The organism is Azospirillum sp. UENF 312511, assembly GCF_058780635.1.
Genome location: NZ_JBSNCG010000005.1, coordinates 1,062,955 through 1,077,500 on the forward strand (window position 1 = coordinate 1,062,955; position 14,546 = coordinate 1,077,500).

Consider the following 14,546-nt stretch of genomic DNA (forward strand, 5'->3'; position numbering starts at 1 on the left):
GGCGGCAGGCGCGCGTTACGACGCGTTGCGCTGGGGGCGGCGCTGCGGGCGCGGCCCCTCGCTGGACGGAGAGGGGGCAGGGGCGGCCGGCTGGGCCGAGCCGTCGGTCGCCGCCACCTTGGCGCCCTCGCGCAGCCGGTCGGCGCCCTGGATCACCACCGTCTCGCCGGGCTGCACGCCCTTGGTGATGACGGTCTTCGCCCCGTCACTGGCGCCCAGCGTCACCGGACGGACCGAGGCGGTGCTGTCCTCGCCGTTCACCACATAGACGTAGGTGCCGGGCGCCCCGCGCTGCACCGCCGCCACCGGGACCATCGGCACGCCGGCCAGCGTGTCCACCAGAAGCTGGACGTTGACGAACTGGTTGGGGAACAGCGACTGGTCGGCGTTGTCGAACTGGGCGCGCAGCTTCACCGTGCCGGTGGTCACGTCGATCTGGTTGTCCACCGTCGTCAGCGTCCCGGTCGCCAGCACGCGGTCGCGCGTCCGGTCGTAGGCGGTGACCGGCAGCTTCGCCCCGTCGCGCAGCCGCGCCATGATCGCCGGGATGTTGTCCTCCGGCAGGGTGAACAGGACGGAGATCGGCTGCACCTGGGTGATGACGACAATGCCGCCGGCCTCGCCCGCGGTGACGTAGTTGCCGGGATCGACCAGCCTCAACCCGGCGCGGCCCGACACGGGCGCGGTGATGCGGGTGTAGGACAGGTTCAACTTGGCGTTCTCCACCGCCACCTGATCGGCCTTCACGGTGCCTTCATACTGCTGCACCAGCGATTCCTGGGTGTCGCGCTGCTGCTTGGCGATGGAGTCCTGCTTCACCAGCAGGCGGTAGCGCTCCAGGTCCAGCCGGGCGTTCTTCAGCAGCGCCTGATCGCGCAGCAGCTGGGCCTCGGCCTGCTCGACGGCGAGCTGAAAGGGCCGCGGGTCCACCTCCGCCAGGAAGTCGCCCTTCTGCACGGCCTGCCCCTCGGTGAAGGCGACCTGGGTGAGCTGGCCGCCGACCTGCGGGCGCACCGTAACGGTGGCGAGCGAGGAGACGGTGCCGAGCCCGTTCAGCCGGATCGGCATGTCGCCCTTCTCCACCGTGGCGGTCACCACCGGCGAGGCGGTCGGCATGCCGGGCCGGAACCCGCCGGGGCCGCCACGGGCCGCCATTTCGGGCGCCGGGCGGAAGGCGAACCACCACACCCCGCCGCCGATCAGCGCCAGCACGACCAGCCAGGCCAGCACCCGGCCCAGAATCGAGCGGCGCTTGGGCGCGTCGGTCCGCTGGGCCTCGGGAGCCGTCCGGTCCCGGCGGGCCTCCGGCGCTGCCGTGGCGGGACTGTCCGACCCGGGCGCGGGCGGCGGTTTCAGGGGCGTGTCCAAATCCATCGGGTCCTTCATCGCCTGCGGGCGTCGTCCGGAAAGTCGCGTCGGGAGGGGTGCCGATGGCCCGGCCCTGATCCCGGCGGGACGCTATCACGGCGTCGCGCGCAGAATATGTCCAGAAGGGATTAGATTTGTAACGCTCGGTAACAGCGTCGAGGGGGCGTTTGAAGTCCCCTCTCCCCTCCGGGGAGAGGGTCAGGGTGAGGGGGGTGCGCTTTTGCCGGACGTGCCGGAAACGCGCAACCCCCTCACCGGCCCTGCGGGCCACCCTCTCCCCGCTTTCGGCGGACCGAAGGTCCGCCTGTCGCGTCAGCGCAAACTTCGTTTGCGCGTGAGCAGAGGGGAGAGGGCTATGTTACTCAGCCGCCAGACGCCAACCCCGTCACGAAGGCGGCGATGCGTCGGCAGGCCTCCGCCAGCTCCGCCTCGCTGACCGCGAAGGACAGGCGGACGCAGCCCGCTGCCGCCGGGCCGAAGGCGCCGGCGTCGAGGACCGACACGCCGGTTTCACGGAACAGCCGCCACGCAAACTCCATGGTCGGCAGGCCGGTGCCGCGCACGTCCACCAGCATGAACATGCCGGCCTCCGGCTTCAGGCAGCGCAGGCCGGGAACGGAGCCGAGCGCCTCCAGCGCGATGTCGCGGCGGCGGCGGTAGCCCTCGCGCATCGCCGCCACCGCCTCGTCGCCCTGCTCGACGGCGACCAGCGCCGCCTGCTGGACGAAGCCCGGCAGGCCGTAGAGCATGCACAGCGCCAGCGTGCCCATATGGGCGACCAGCGGCGCCGGGGCGACCACCCAGCCGGCGCGCCAGCCGGTCATGGCGTGCGACTTGGACAGGCTGTTGATGGTCACCGTGCGCTCCGCCATGCCGGGCAGGGAGGCGATGCTGATGTGCGGCCGGTCGAAGGTCAGGCTGGCGTAGACCTCGTCGGCGACCACCCACAAATCGTGGCGGCGGGCGAGGTCGGACACGGCCTCCAGCTCTTCCATCGACATCACGATGCCGGTCGGGTTGGCGGGGGTCGCCAGGAAGATGGCGCGGGTGCGCGGGGTGACCGCGGCGGCCAGCGCCGCCGGGTCCAGCCGCAGCGTGGCGGCGTCCGGGGCCACCGGGACCAGCGTGGCGCCTGACGCGCGGACACAGGCCTCGTAGGTCAGGTACATCGGCTCCGGCACCAGCACCTCGTCCCCCGCCTCGACGAGGCAGAGGGTGGCGTTGAACAGGCCGTTCTGCGCCCCGGCGCAGACGATGACATTCTCCGGCTCCACCGGCAGGCCGGTGCGGCGGGCGACGTCGCGGGCCAGCGCGGCGCGCAGTTCCGGACGGCCGGGAATCGGGGTGTAGTGGGTGTCGCCGGCGTGAAGGGCGGCGATGGCGGCGTCGCGCACCGGGGCGGGCGTGTCGAAATCCGGGTCGCCGACGCTCAGCACGATCACGTCCTCGCCGCGCCCCTTGGCGGTCCAGGCGGCGAAATGGATGTCCCAGGCCGCGACGCGGTCGCCGCGGATGCGGTCGGTGAGGGAAGAGAAACGCATCGGCGGAGGCTCCCTGGCAGGCTTTCCCGTTGGCCGGACACGGGTCACGGCGCAAGCCCATCCATATGCCCCAGGGCAATGCCGGGGCACAACCGGGCGTTTGAGAAGCGGCGGCGCAAGGCGGCCATTCATGCCCATTAGGACACCCTGATATGACCGACCGGCAATTGCAGCGCTGCGAAAACGGGGCCTATGACGGACCTCAAAGAAAAGAATGAGTGAATCGTCTGCCGAACAATTTCAACAGGCAACAAACGCCCGAGAACGTGCAAAGGATAACCATGTACCGCGATCGTATTCGCCTGAAGTCCCTGTGGGGCAAGGTGGTGACGCCGGAAGAGGCGGCCCTGCTGATCCGTGACGGCATGACCATCGGCATGAGCGGCTTCACCCGCGCCGGGGATGCCAAGGCGGTGCCGTTGGCGCTGGCCGAGCGCGCCGCGACGGAGCGGCTGAAGGTCACGCTGATGACCGGCGCCTCGCTCGGCAACGACGTGGACCGCATCCTGACGGAGGCCGGGGTGCTGGCCCGCCGCCTGCCGTTCCAGGCCGACCCGGTGCTGCGCAAGGCGATCAACCGCGGCGAGGTGATGTTCGTCGACCAGCACCTGTCGGAGACGGTGGAGCTTCTGCGCTCCCGCCAGATGGGGCCTGTGGACGTGGCGGTGATCGAGGCCTGCGCGATCACCGAGACGGGTGGGATCGTCCCCACCACCTCCATCGGCAACTCGGCGACCTTCGCCATCCTGGCGGAGAAGATCATCGTCGAGCTGAACCTGACCCAGCCGCTCGACCTGGAGGGGATGCACGACGTCTACATTCCGACGCGCCGCCCCTTCCGCGAGCCGATCCCGGTGGTGACGGCGGAGAGCCGCGCCGGCCTGCCCTACATCCCCATCGACCCGTCGAAGATCGCGGCCATCGTGGTGACCCGCAAGCAGGACAGCAGCGCCACCATCCTGCCGCCGGACGGTGAGACCAGGGACATCGCCGGCCACCTGATCGAATTCCTCGACCGCGAGGTGCGCCAGGGCCGGCTGGGCCGCTCGCTGAACCCGCTCCAGGCCGGGATCGGGACGATCGCCAACGCCGTGCTGCACGGCATGATCGACAGCCCGTTCCACGACCTGACCATGTACAGCGAGGTCCTGCAGGACAGCACCTTCGACCTGTTCGACGCCGGCAAGCTGACCTTCGCGTCGGGCTCCTCCATCACGCTGAGCGCCGGGAAATACGCGGAGGTCCTGCCGAGGATCGGCAGCTACAAGGGCCGGCTGCTGCTGCGCCCGCAGGAAATCTCCAACCACCCGGAGGTCATCCGGCGGCTGGGCGTGATCGGCATCAACACGGCGCTGGAGTGCGACATCTACGGCAACGTGAACTCGACCCACGTCAACGGCACGCAGATGATGAACGGCATCGGCGGCTCCGGGGACTTCGCGCGCAACGCCCACCTCGCCATCTTCGTCACCAAGTCGCTGGCGAAAGATGGGAGGATTTCCAGCATCGTGCCGATGGTCACCCACACCGACCACAACGAGCATGACGTGGACGTCCTGGTGACCGAAACCGGTCTGGCCGACCTGCGCGGCCTCGCCCCGCGCGAGCGGGCGGAGACGATCATCCGCAACTGCGTCCATCCCAGCTACCGCGAGCTGGCGCTGGACTATCACCGCCGGGCGCTGCAGCGCGGCGGCCACACGCCGCATCTGCTGGAGGAGGCCTTCTCCTGGCACCTGCGCTACCAGCAGACGGGCAGCATGCAGCCGGCCTGAGGTCCCGATGCCCTCCCCTGCGCAGCGGGGGAGGGTTGGGTGGGGGCCGCCGCGAGGGCCTGTTGCCTCGGTTCAGGGGCAGACGGCCTCGACGATCCGGCACACGTCTCCGGCGGTCCGCGGGGTGAAGCGGGCGAGCAGCCCGCCGCGCAGCTCGGGCACGATCAGCGACACCGGCTGTTCGGCGGGTACCGTCAGGTCATGGTCGAGGTCGCAGACGCTGACGTAATCCAGCCCGGTCATGGCGACCAGGAGCGATTGCCGCCCCCGCTCGTCGACGGCGTGGGCGATGGCCCGCCCGTTGGCGGCGGCGTAGGCGGCGGCCTGATCCCGGGTGTAGCGGGACACCGGCAGCACCCGCAGCGACGGGTGGCTGCGCAGGACCGTGGCGATGAGGGCGTTGAGGCCGCTGGACAGGCTCGGCATGGGGTTCCAAAGGCTTCCGACTGTGGAGCGCCATGCTACCACGAATTCGGCCGTTGGGGGCGCCACCCCCGCGTGATGCGAAAATGGTCACGCGGGGGTCACGCTCTTGCGGAGATATCAGCCGGCGCGGACCCGCGCGATGAAGCCGTGGATCTCATCGCGCAGCAGGTCGGAGTCGCGGGACAGGCTGTTCGCGGCGTCCAGCACCTCCGCGGCGGCCTCGCGCACGTCGGTGGCCGACTGGCTGACGCCGCCGATGTTGCCCGAGACCAGCCGGGTGCCCTGGGCGGCCTGCTGGATGTTGCGGCCGATCTCGTGCGTGGCGGCGGTCTGCTCCTCAACGGCGGCGGCGATGGCGCCGGCGATGGCGTCCACGTCGGCGATGGTCCGGGCGATGTTGCGGATGGCCGTCACGGTGCCTTCGGTGATCGCCTGGATCTCGGTGATCTGGCTGGCGATCTCCTCGGTCGCCTGGGAGGTCTGGGTGGCCAGCGCCTTCACCTCGCCCGCCACCACGGCGAAGCCCTTGCCGGCCTCGCCCGCCCGCGCCGCCTCGATGGTGGCATTCAGCGCCAGCAGGTTGGTCTGGCTCGCGATGTTCTGGATCAGGTTGACGACGTCACCGATCTTCTGGGCGGCGCTGGCCAGCCGCTCGACCAGCGCGTTGGTCCGTTCCCCTTCGGCCACGGCGTCGCGGGCGACCGTCGCAGCACCGTTGACCTGACGGCCGATCTCCCCGATGGAACTGCCCAGCTGTTCCGACGCCGCGGCGACCGTCGCGACGTTGGCCGACGCCTGCTCCGTCGCGGCGGCGACCGAGGAGGCCTGTTCCGTCGTCGTCTCGGCGGCGCCGGTCATCGTCTGCGCATTGCTCTGAAGCTGGCGGGCGGCCTGCGAGACGGCCTGGACGACGCCCTGCACGTTGGCGTCGAACTGGTCGGCCAGCGCCAGCATGGCGGTCCGGCGGTCGGCCTCCATCTGGCGCTTCTGCGCGTCGCTCTCCTCCTGCAGCCGCCGCATCTCCAGCCCGTTGTTCTTGAAGACCTGGAGCGCGCGGGCGAGCAGGCCGACCTCGTCCGTGCGCCCGGTTCCCTGGATGGCGACGGTCAGGTCGCCGGCGGCGATGGAGGTCATCTCCGACGTCAGGCGGTGCAGCGGACGCACCACGAAGAACAGCAGGATGGACCCGAGCAGGCCGAAGGCGAACAGCAGGCCGGCGCCCGCGACCGTGTAGAGCCGCGTCATGACCTGCTGGGAGAGGGCGGTGGCGCGCCGCTCAGCCTCCCGCGTCTCGGCCATGCTCTGCTCCACCCGCTCGCCCAGCGCGGCGGTCAGCTTCTGCCGGACCGGGCGGCCGACGTCGATGGACACGCGGATGGCGCCGTCGGTGTCGAAGCCGCGGGCCAGCTGCACGGTGGTCTGGGCGACGCGCTCATACTCCCCGACGATCGACTTGATGGCCTGGATGCTCTCGCGCTCCGCCGGGTCGTTGTAGGCCTCGGCCAGCGTGTCGATGGCGGACAGGGCCTTGGCGATGTTGGCCGTGAGCTGTGCGTTGGCGGCGTCGATGGCCTCGCGGGAGGAGGCGACGATGGCGTTCGCCTCGGTGTCCATGGCGTCGCCGAGCGCCGACTGGACGGCGATGGTCGCGCCGAGCCGGTCGGCGACCAGCTCGGTGATGCGGGCGGTGGAGCTTGTCAGATCGGAAATCGCGCTCCGGGCGGTCCAGACGAGGCTGGCGATGACGATCAGCAGGACGAGAACCGGAACGAGGATCTTGTGCAATAACTTGCGGTTCGAGAACCAGCGGTGCAGCGGCATGTCCAGGGCTTTCCAGTAAAGCGGGCTCGATCGGTGTGGCGGTGCGGGCGCCGGGAGCCGGGTCCAAAAAAATTCCCCCGCAGCCTTGCGGCATGCGGGGGGAGGTGAGACGCGCCGTCAGCCGGCCAGCCGATCCCAGCAGCCGTCTAAGGCCGGGGACAGCTTGTGCTTCATGATGCGCTGGCTGGGGGTGCGCTCGAACTCCTCGACCACCGCGATGTAGCGCGGATTCTGATAGGGAGCGAGCTGTTTTCCGAGCCAACCGGACAGCGACGGGATGTCCAGGGTCGCCCCGGCCTTCGGCTTCACGAACAGCTTGATGTCCTGCTCGCCGATGTCGGCGGCGACGCCGATGATGGCGCAGTCCTCGACGGAGGGGTGGGTGGCCGCCACATGCTCGACCTCCCAGGCCGACACGTTCTCGCCCTTGCAGCGCACGCTGTCGGTCATCCGGCCGTGGAACAGCAGCGTCCCGCTGTCATCGAGCGAGCCGAGGTCGCCGGTGTGCAGGGCGCCGTCCTTGAGCGCGCGGGCCGTGGCCTCCGGGTTGCGGAAATAGCCGGCGAAGATGGCGCCGGGCCGGTCGGTGCGGACGACGATCTCTCCCCGCTCGCCCTTCGGCACCGGCTGGCCGGCGCCATCCAGCAGCTCCACGCTGAACCACGGCATCGGACGGCCGACCGCGCCGACCACGCCCTCGTCGTTGCAGGTGGTGATGCTCGACGCCTCGGTCATGCCGTAGCATTCGCGGATCTGCACGCCGAACCGCTCTTCGAAGGGCGTCCAGGTCTCCTTGGGGCAGCCGCCGCCCCAGGCGATGCGCACGGGGTGGTCATGGTCGCGCGGCGAGACCGGCTGCTTCAGCAGGATTTGCAGGATGCCGCCCAGATAATGGATGTGGGTGGCCCCATACTCCCGCACCTGATCCCAGAAGCGGCTGGCGCTGAAGCGATCGACCATGGCGAGCGACACGCTGCGGATCAGCGGCATGACGATCATCTGCGCGCCGCCGATGTGGTACAGCGGCTCCCACACGAACAGCACGTCGCCGTCGCGTGCGGCGGAGACGCGGGCCACCGCCTCGCCGGCCAGCCGCATCATGCGGTGCGACACCAGCACGCCCTTGGGCCGCCCGGTGGTGCCGGAGGTGTACATGATGGCGAAGGTGTCGTCGGGGGCGGGCGGCGCCTCCTCGAAGGCGGCGTCGGACTCCAGCAGGGACTCCAGCCGCAGCGCCGCCGCCGGGTCGCCCTGGACGATCAGCGGCGTGCCGGCGGGCACCGCACCCGTCTCGGCGATCACCGGCAGGAACTCGGCCTCGGCGATGATGGCGCCGGGCTCCGAATGCTCCAGGATGTAGCGCAGGCCCTCGCCGCGCTGCTGGGCGTTGATCGGCACCCAGACCAGCCCGGCCTTGGCGAGGCCGAACAGGGTGGAGAGCACCAGCGGGCTGTTGCGCAGCATGAGCGCCACGCGGTCGCCGGGCTTCAGCCCCAGCCGCCGCAGCTCCGCCGCCACGCCGTCGGACTGGCGGTCGAGCGTGGCGAAGCTCAGCGCCTCGCCGTTGAAGCGGGCGAACAGGCGGGCGCGTCCGGTCCGGGCCGCTTGCGTGAACAGGCGGACGAACCCTTCTTCGAAATCGGACATGATGCGTATCTCGAATGCGTTTGGTCGGTTGGTTACGGCCGAAAGGGGTTGCGGATCACCGCGCCGGACGGCGCAGCCATTCCGCCATCAGCAGCAGGGCCATCACGATCGCGAAGACCACGACGGACACGGCGGCCAGCGTCGGGTTCAACTGGAGGATCATGTCGTCCCACATCTGCTTCGGAAGCGTGGTCTTGACGCCGCCGCTGACGAAGATCGCCACGGTCAGCTCGTCGAAGGAGGTGATGAAGGCGAACAGGAACGCCGCCACCAGACCGCCGCGGATCAGCGGGACGGTGACCAGCATCAGCGTCTTGAAGCGGTTCGCCCCCAGCGTCGCCGCCGCTTGGTCCAGCCGCCAGTCGTGTCCCTTGACCACCGCGGAGATCGCGACGAAGGCGAAGGGCAGGGCCAGCACCGTGTGGCCGATGATCAGGCCGAGGTCGGTGGCGACCAGCCCGATCTGGGCGAACAGGTAGAACAGCCCGACCGCGATGACGATGCGCGGCACGATCATTGGCGCCAGGAAGAAGGCGAAGATCGCTCCCCGCCAGCGCGAGGAGGAGCGGGCGAGCGCCAGCGCGGCCAGACCGGCCACCAGCGTCGCCAGGATCGCCGTGGCGAAGGCCACCGCGAAGGAGCGGATCGTTGCCGACACCCAGAGGTCGGAGTTGAAGTAGACGCGGAACCACTCCAGCCCATAGCCCGGCGGCGGGAAGTCGAGGAAGGGCGAGGTGGTGAAGGCGATGGGGACGACGACCAGCGCCGGGGCGACCAGGAAGACGATCACCGCCGCGGAATAGAGCGGCAGCAGCCGGTCCATCATCTTCGGCCCCAGCGCCCGCCCGACCGGGGCGCCCAGCGCCGTCGACGCCTTGGCGAGCGCCGACAGGATTTTCATCCCGGCGCTGCGCAGGTGGCCCTGACCGGCTCCGGTCCGCCCGGAACTCTCTCCCGACAGCGACGAGAGGCCGAACAGCCGGTCGTAGACCCAGCAGGTGACCAGCGCCGCGACCAGCATAAAGGTGGCCAGCGCGCCGGCGAAGGCCCAGTTCAGCATCTCCTGGATCTGCGAGATGATGAGCTGCGCCAGCATGGTTTGCTGCGGCCCGCCGAGCAGCGCCGGCACGATGAAGAAGCCGAGCGAGGAGATGAAGGTCAGCAGCCCGGCCGCGGCCACGCCGGGCAGCGACAGCTGGAAATAGACCAGCCAGAAAGCGTTGGCCGGCGGCGCGCCCAGCGTTTCCGCCGCCTGGACCAGCCGGCGGTCGATGGTGGTCATCACCGGCAGCATGGTCAGCACGGCCAGCGGCAGCATGGCGTGGACCATGCCGGCCATCACGCCGAACTCGTTGTGCAGAAGCGGCAGAGGGGACATCCCCGTGCCGGACAGGATCTGGTTGATGACGCCGGTGCGCCCCAGGATGACCATCCAGGCGAAGGTCTTCACCAGATAGCTGGTCCAGAAGGGCACCATCACCGCCAGGATCGCCAGCCCGCGCTGGCGCTCCGGCAGCTGCGCCAGCCAATAGGCCAGCGGATAGCCGAACAGGAGCGACAGCAGGGCGGTCAGCCCGGCGATGCGGAAGGTGCTCATCAGGACGCGGAAATAGACGTCCGTGGCGACGATGCGGGCGTAATGGTCGCCGGTCCAGGCCGAGGTCTCCAGGTCCTGGACGCTGAGGCCGAGCAGCCGCAGCACCGGGAACAGGAAGAAGATGGCGAGGAAGGCGAGGCCCGGGGCGGCCAGCCACAGCGGGCCGAAGCGCAGCCGCCGCCGCGCCGCGGCGAAGGCGCCGTCATGGTTCAGGGTGGCGGCGCTCATGACACCAGCACCCCGGCGTCGGCGCGCCAGCGCACCGCGACCACCTCGCCCAGCCGCGGCGGGGCGGTGCCGCGGCGCAGCCGGACGGTGATCGTCTCCTCGCCGCCGAGCGACACCAGGACGCGGGTCTCGGAGCCGGCATAGACGGTGTCCACCACCTCGCCGCGCACCTCGTTGTCGCCGTCGCCGTCGATGTCGAGCTGCTCGGGACGGACGACCAGCGTGCCGTCCTGGCTGTCCGGCGTGTCGGCGGACAGGCGGAAGCTGCCGTTGCCGGTGACCAGCATGGGCGCCCCGCTGCCGTCGCGCCGGACCTGCCCGCGGAAGATGTTCGACACGCCGATGAAGTCGGCGGCGAAGGCGGTCTTCGGGCGGGCGTAGATGTCGTGCGGGGTGCCGAGCTGCTCAATCCGGGCGTGGTTCATCAGGCAGATGCGGTCCGACATGGCCAGGGCTTCCTCCTGGTCATGGGTGACGTAGATGATCGTCGCGCCGGTCTCGCGGTGCAGGCGCTTGATCTCGTACTGCATATGCTCGCGCAGCTTCTTGTCGAGCGCCCCCAGTGGCTCGTCCATCAGGATGACCGAGGGCTGGTAGACGAAGCAGCGCGCCAGGGCGACGCGCTGCTGCTGCCCGCCGGACAGCTCCTTGGGGAAGCGCCCGGCAAGATGGCCGAGATGGACCATCTCCAGCGCCTCCTTCACGCGCCGCGCCAGATCCGCCGGGGCGACGCCGCGCATGCGCAGGGGAAAGCCGATGTTCTCCGCCACCGTCAGGTGCGGGAACAGAGCGTAATGCTGGAAGACGAGGCCGATGTCCCGCTTGTGCACGGGAGTCCGGGTCTCATCCTGCCCATCGATCAGGATGCGCCCGCCGCTCGGCTCCACCAGCCCGCAGATCATCTGCAGAAGCGTGGTCTTGCCGGACCCCGACGGGCCGAGCAGCGTCAGGAACTCGCCCGCCGGGACGTCCAGGCGGGTGGGTTCCAGCGCCGTGATGGCGCCGTACCGTTTGGTCAGGCCGTCGACCAGCAGCTTCGGCGTGGCGGCGGCCCCGGCCTGGACCGGCGCTGTCCGCGTCTGTGCGAGCGGTGAGAGCATGGCGGCGGGTCTCCTTTCCGAAGGCGGGCTTAGCCGAGGATCCAGGCGTTGAAGCGCTCGTTCATCTTCGCCCGATTGGCGCCCCACCAATCCTCCTTGGCGATGGTCATCACCTTCAGATTGTCTTCGAAGGTGGGCAGAGCCGGGGCGCGCTCCTTCGGGATGCTCTTGTAGGCGTCGAGGTTGGTCGGGCCGTAGGCCAGAACCTCAGTGAAGACGGCCTGACGGGACGGATCGGCGCAGAACTTGATGAACTGGCGGGCGGCGTCGGCGCGCGGGTTGCCGCGCGGGATGCCCCAGCCCTCGATCGAGTAGAGCCCCTGGTTCCAGTTGATCTTCACCGGGGCGCCGCCGTCGATCACCGCCTGGGCGCGGGCGTTCCACAGGGCGATCATGTCGACCTCGCCGCTCTGGATGAGCTGGCTGGACTGGGCGCCGCCCGTCCACCACACGGCGACGTGCGGCTTGATGCGGTCGAGCGCCTTGAAGGCGCGGTCGACGTCGAGTGGGTAGAGCTTGTCGAGCGGCACGCCGTCGGCCAGCAACGCCTGCTCCAGCGTGTCGATCGGGTTCTTGCGCAGCGAGCGGCGGCCCGGGAACTTCTCGACGTTCCAGAAATCGGCCCAGCTCTGCGGCGCGTTGGCGGCGAACTTGTCGGCGCGGTAGCCGAGGATGGTCGAATAGACGTCGGTGCCCATCCAATGGCTGGTCAGCGATTCCGGCATCAGGCCGGGCGCGTCCGCCGCGGTGAAGTTCAGCGGCTCCAGCAGGTTCTGCGTCATCAGGATGTCGCGGGCCGACAGGGTCAGGGTGCAGACGTCCCAGGTGTAGGACTTGGTCTCCACGATGGCCTTGAACTGGGCGGTCGGTTCGGCCTCGCGGGCGACGTTGACGACCTTGATGCCGGTGGCCTTCTCGAACGGGTCGTAGAAGGCCTTGCGGAAGGCCGGGCTGTAGGGGCCGCCCGGATCGGCGACGGTGATCTGCGTGGCGGCGAAGGCCGGACGCAGCAGCCCGGCGGGCAGGGTGGCGCCCAGCGCGACGCCGGCGGCCCCCTTCATCAGGCTGCGGCGGCCCATGGAGAAGCCGGAGGTCTTGCTCATGTGAAACTCCCTGTTCTGTGCGGCCGGGGCGTCTCTGTTGCCCCGGTGGAGAAGCGCCGCCATGGCGGCGCGGATGGGCGGATCGTTGCGCCCTTGGACTGGCTGTTGGACTGGGTGTCTGCTTTACGCGCGCTTCGCGGCGCGCTTGGCGAGGAACTCCTCCATCATCCGGGCCGGTTCGCCGGACGCGTAGGCCTCGCGCTGGATGCGCACGCCGGCGGCCAGGGCGTCGCGGAAGCCGGCCTCGGTCATCTCGCGGAAGCGCTGCTTGTCCAGGCGCATGGCGACCGGCGGCTTGGCGGCCAGCTCCTCGGCCAGGGCCAGCGATTCGGCCATGACGCGGTCCTGCGGGACGATGCGGTTGATCAGGCCGATGCGGTGGCTCTCCTCGGCATCCATCAGCCGGCCGGACAGCGTCAGGTCCATGGTGCGGGCCAGACCGATCATCTCCTTCATGATCCACGGGCCGGTGGTGCTGGCGATGCCGGAGTTGATCTCCGGCTGGCCCATGCGCACCCCGGCGTGGCCGATGCGGAAATCGCCGAGCAAGGCGACCTGGAAGGCGGAGCCGGCGGCGACGCCGTTCAGCGCGATGATCAGCGGCTTCGACAGGGTGCGCATGCGGTGGTAGAGGCGCTCCCACTCCGCCACCCACTCCTCGGCGCGGTCGGCGTCGAAGGTCTTGGTCTCGTTCAGGTCCTGCCCGGCGCCGAAGGCGCGGTCGCCGGCCCCGGTCAGGATGATCGCGCGCACACCGTCCTGGTTCTCGAACTGGTCGAAGGCGACGACCAGCTCGTCGCGCATCGCGGCGTTCCAGGCGTTCAGGATCTCCGGGCGGTTCAGCGTGATGATGCCGACCGGGCCGCGGACCTCGGTGAGGATGAATTTGAACACGGGACCACTCCTGTATGCGGGGCGTTTCGCGCGCCTTGCGGACGTTCCGGCGCCCCTCGGGGCGGCGCGTCGTATTGCAATACGATACTTGGTATTGAATAGCTTGGCTTGCTTTGCTAGACCTGTCAACGGTATCTCTCGCACACGAACCACAGGACCGATCGCCATGGCTCCGCGCCGTCCGTCTTCCCGACCGTCAGACACGGAATCCGCAACCGCCGTTGCGGACGCCTCGGTGAAGGAGGGGGGCGCCGCGCGCGCCGGCGATCCCCTGATGGTGATGTCCGTGGAGAAGGCGTTCCGCGTGCTGAACGCGTTCGACGCGACACGCCCGACGATGAGCCTGACCCAGATCGCCTCGATCGTCGGGTTGGACAAAAGCGCGGCGCAACGCTTCACCCACACGCTGGAAAAGCTGGGCTACCTGCACAAGGACCCGGAAACGAAGCGGTTCGAGCTGACGGTCAAGACGCTTGACCTCGGCCATCATTATCTGCGCGGCAACGGGTTGCTCGAACGCTCGATGCCCTACCTGATGCATCTCAGCAAGACCACCGAGGAGACGATCAATCTGACCATGCTGGACGACACGGAGATCGTCTTCGTGTCGCGCTTCATGAGCCGCCATGTGCTGAACACCGACGTCGTCCTCGGCATGCGGATGCCGGCCTACTGCACGGCGCCGGGGGTGGCGATGCTCTCGCGGATGCCGATGGAAGAGGTCGTCGATCTGATCGACCGCATGGACCTGCATCCCTACACGCCGAACACCACCTGGAAGCGTGAGGATCTGCTGGCGAAGATCGAGCGGTCGGCCGGTCTCGGCTACGCCACCGCCTTCGAGGAATATTACCACGGCGACCTGTCGATCGCGGCGGCCGTCGTCGGTCCGGCAGGGACGTCCATCGGCGCCATCAACATCGCCGTCTCGCGCTCGCGCTTCACCCCGGAGGAGGCAGAGGAGCGCTTCGCTCCTCTGGTCGTCGCCGCCGCGTCGTCGATTTCCACCATCGGCCGTCCGACGCCGTCGAGAAAAAATGCGTTGC

11 protein-coding genes (1 of these 11 running past the window's edge) are annotated in these 14,546 nt (G+C 69.5%); 2 read left to right on the forward strand and 9 right to left on the reverse strand.

Annotated elements, in window-relative coordinates; translation table 11 throughout:
- Positions 1-15: 15 nt before the first annotated feature.
- Both ACWPN7_RS33195 and ACWPN7_RS33200 read right to left on the reverse strand, forming a co-directional pair.
- A complete protein-coding gene (locus tag ACWPN7_RS33195) occupies positions 16-1,374 on the reverse strand; it encodes an MdtA/MuxA family multidrug efflux RND transporter periplasmic adaptor subunit (RefSeq protein WP_407825702.1) in 1,359 nt (452 codons plus the stop codon).
- Positions 1,375-1,730: 356 nt separating this feature from the next.
- Positions 1,731-2,909: a pyridoxal phosphate-dependent aminotransferase gene (locus ACWPN7_RS33200; RefSeq protein WP_040136948.1), complete on the reverse strand. Its 1,179-nt coding sequence runs from the start codon at positions 2,907-2,909 to the stop codon at positions 1,731-1,733.
- 281 nt (positions 2,910-3,190) lie between these two features.
- Here ACWPN7_RS33200 and scpC point away from each other — a divergent pair, with 281 nt between their 5' ends.
- Complete coding sequence (gene scpC, locus ACWPN7_RS33205; RefSeq protein WP_103040798.1) at positions 3,191-4,684, forward strand: succinyl-CoA:acetate CoA-transferase ScpC; 1,494 nt, start codon at positions 3,191-3,193, stop codon at positions 4,682-4,684.
- 72 nt (positions 4,685-4,756) lie between these two features.
- Here the strand turns inward: scpC and ACWPN7_RS33210 are convergent, their stop codons facing one another.
- The 7 genes from ACWPN7_RS33210 to ACWPN7_RS33240 all read right to left on the reverse strand — a co-directional run bounded on the left by ACWPN7_RS33210 (position 4,757) and on the right by ACWPN7_RS33240 (position 13,500).
- Complete coding sequence (locus ACWPN7_RS33210; RefSeq protein ID WP_014242106.1) at positions 4,757-5,110, reverse strand: hypothetical protein; 354 nt, start codon at positions 5,108-5,110, stop codon at positions 4,757-4,759.
- A 117-nt stretch (positions 5,111-5,227) separates the two neighbouring features.
- A complete protein-coding gene (locus ACWPN7_RS33215; protein ID WP_451995092.1) occupies positions 5,228-6,931 on the reverse strand; it encodes a methyl-accepting chemotaxis protein in 1,704 nt (567 codons plus the stop codon).
- 117 nt (positions 6,932-7,048) lie between these two features.
- Positions 7,049-8,578 carry an AMP-binding protein gene (locus tag ACWPN7_RS33220; RefSeq protein ID WP_459197447.1) on the reverse strand — a complete coding sequence of 510 codons (1,530 nt, stop codon included), beginning with the start codon at positions 8,576-8,578 and terminating at the stop codon, positions 7,049-7,051.
- Between the two features lie 55 nt (positions 8,579-8,633).
- Positions 8,634-10,403, reverse strand: a complete 1,770-nt coding sequence (locus tag ACWPN7_RS33225) for an ABC transporter permease subunit (protein ID WP_459197446.1) — start codon at positions 10,401-10,403, stop codon at positions 8,634-8,636.
- The gene (locus tag ACWPN7_RS33230) at positions 10,400-11,503 is read right to left on the reverse strand and encodes an ABC transporter ATP-binding protein (RefSeq protein ID WP_459197445.1); all 1,104 of its coding nucleotides are present in this window, start codon (positions 11,501-11,503) and stop codon (positions 10,400-10,402) included. Before ACWPN7_RS33230 ends, ACWPN7_RS33225 begins: the two co-directional genes overlap by 4 nt.
- A gap of 29 nt (positions 11,504-11,532) precedes the next feature.
- Complete coding sequence (locus tag ACWPN7_RS33235; protein ID WP_459197444.1) at positions 11,533-12,606, reverse strand: ABC transporter substrate-binding protein; 1,074 nt, start codon at positions 12,604-12,606, stop codon at positions 11,533-11,535.
- A gap of 123 nt (positions 12,607-12,729) precedes the next feature.
- On the reverse strand, positions 12,730-13,500 hold the full coding sequence (locus tag ACWPN7_RS33240; protein WP_040136931.1) for an enoyl-CoA hydratase/isomerase family protein: 771 nt from the start codon (positions 13,498-13,500) through the stop codon (positions 12,730-12,732).
- Positions 13,501-13,735: 235 nt separating this feature from the next.
- Between ACWPN7_RS33240 and ACWPN7_RS33245 the strand changes: the two genes are divergently transcribed.
- Positions 13,736-14,546: the 5' portion of an IclR family transcriptional regulator gene (locus ACWPN7_RS33245; RefSeq protein ID WP_308219645.1), read on the forward strand. The gene runs 5 nt beyond the window's last position; the window shows 811 of its 816 coding nt (coding positions 1-811); it begins with the start codon at positions 13,736-13,738; its stop codon lies beyond the right edge, outside the window.

Bases quoted from the DNA above. Each gene is read 5' to 3' on its own strand.
- ACWPN7_RS33195 (WP_407825702.1), bottom strand. From the start codon at position 1,374: ATGGATTTGGACACGCCCCTGAAACCGCCGCCCGCGCCCGGGTCGGAC.
- ACWPN7_RS33200 (WP_040136948.1), bottom strand. From the start codon at position 2,909: ATGCGTTTCTCTTCCCTCACCGACCGCATCCGCGGCGACCGCGTCGCG.
- scpC (WP_103040798.1), top strand. From the start codon at position 3,191: ATGTACCGCGATCGTATTCGCCTGAAGTCCCTGTGGGGCAAGGTGGTG.
- ACWPN7_RS33210 (WP_014242106.1), bottom strand. From the start codon at position 5,110: ATGCCGAGCCTGTCCAGCGGCCTCAACGCCCTCATCGCCACGGTCCTG.
- ACWPN7_RS33215 (WP_451995092.1), bottom strand. From the start codon at position 6,931: ATGCCGCTGCACCGCTGGTTCTCGAACCGCAAGTTATTGCACAAGATC.
- ACWPN7_RS33220 (WP_459197447.1), bottom strand. From the start codon at position 8,578: ATGTCCGATTTCGAAGAAGGGTTCGTCCGCCTGTTCACGCAAGCGGCC.
- ACWPN7_RS33225 (WP_459197446.1), bottom strand. From the start codon at position 10,403: ATGAGCGCCGCCACCCTGAACCATGACGGCGCCTTCGCCGCGGCGCGG.
- ACWPN7_RS33230 (WP_459197445.1), bottom strand. From the start codon at position 11,503: ATGCTCTCACCGCTCGCACAGACGCGGACAGCGCCGGTCCAGGCCGGG.
- ACWPN7_RS33235 (WP_459197444.1), bottom strand. From the start codon at position 12,606: ATGAGCAAGACCTCCGGCTTCTCCATGGGCCGCCGCAGCCTGATGAAG.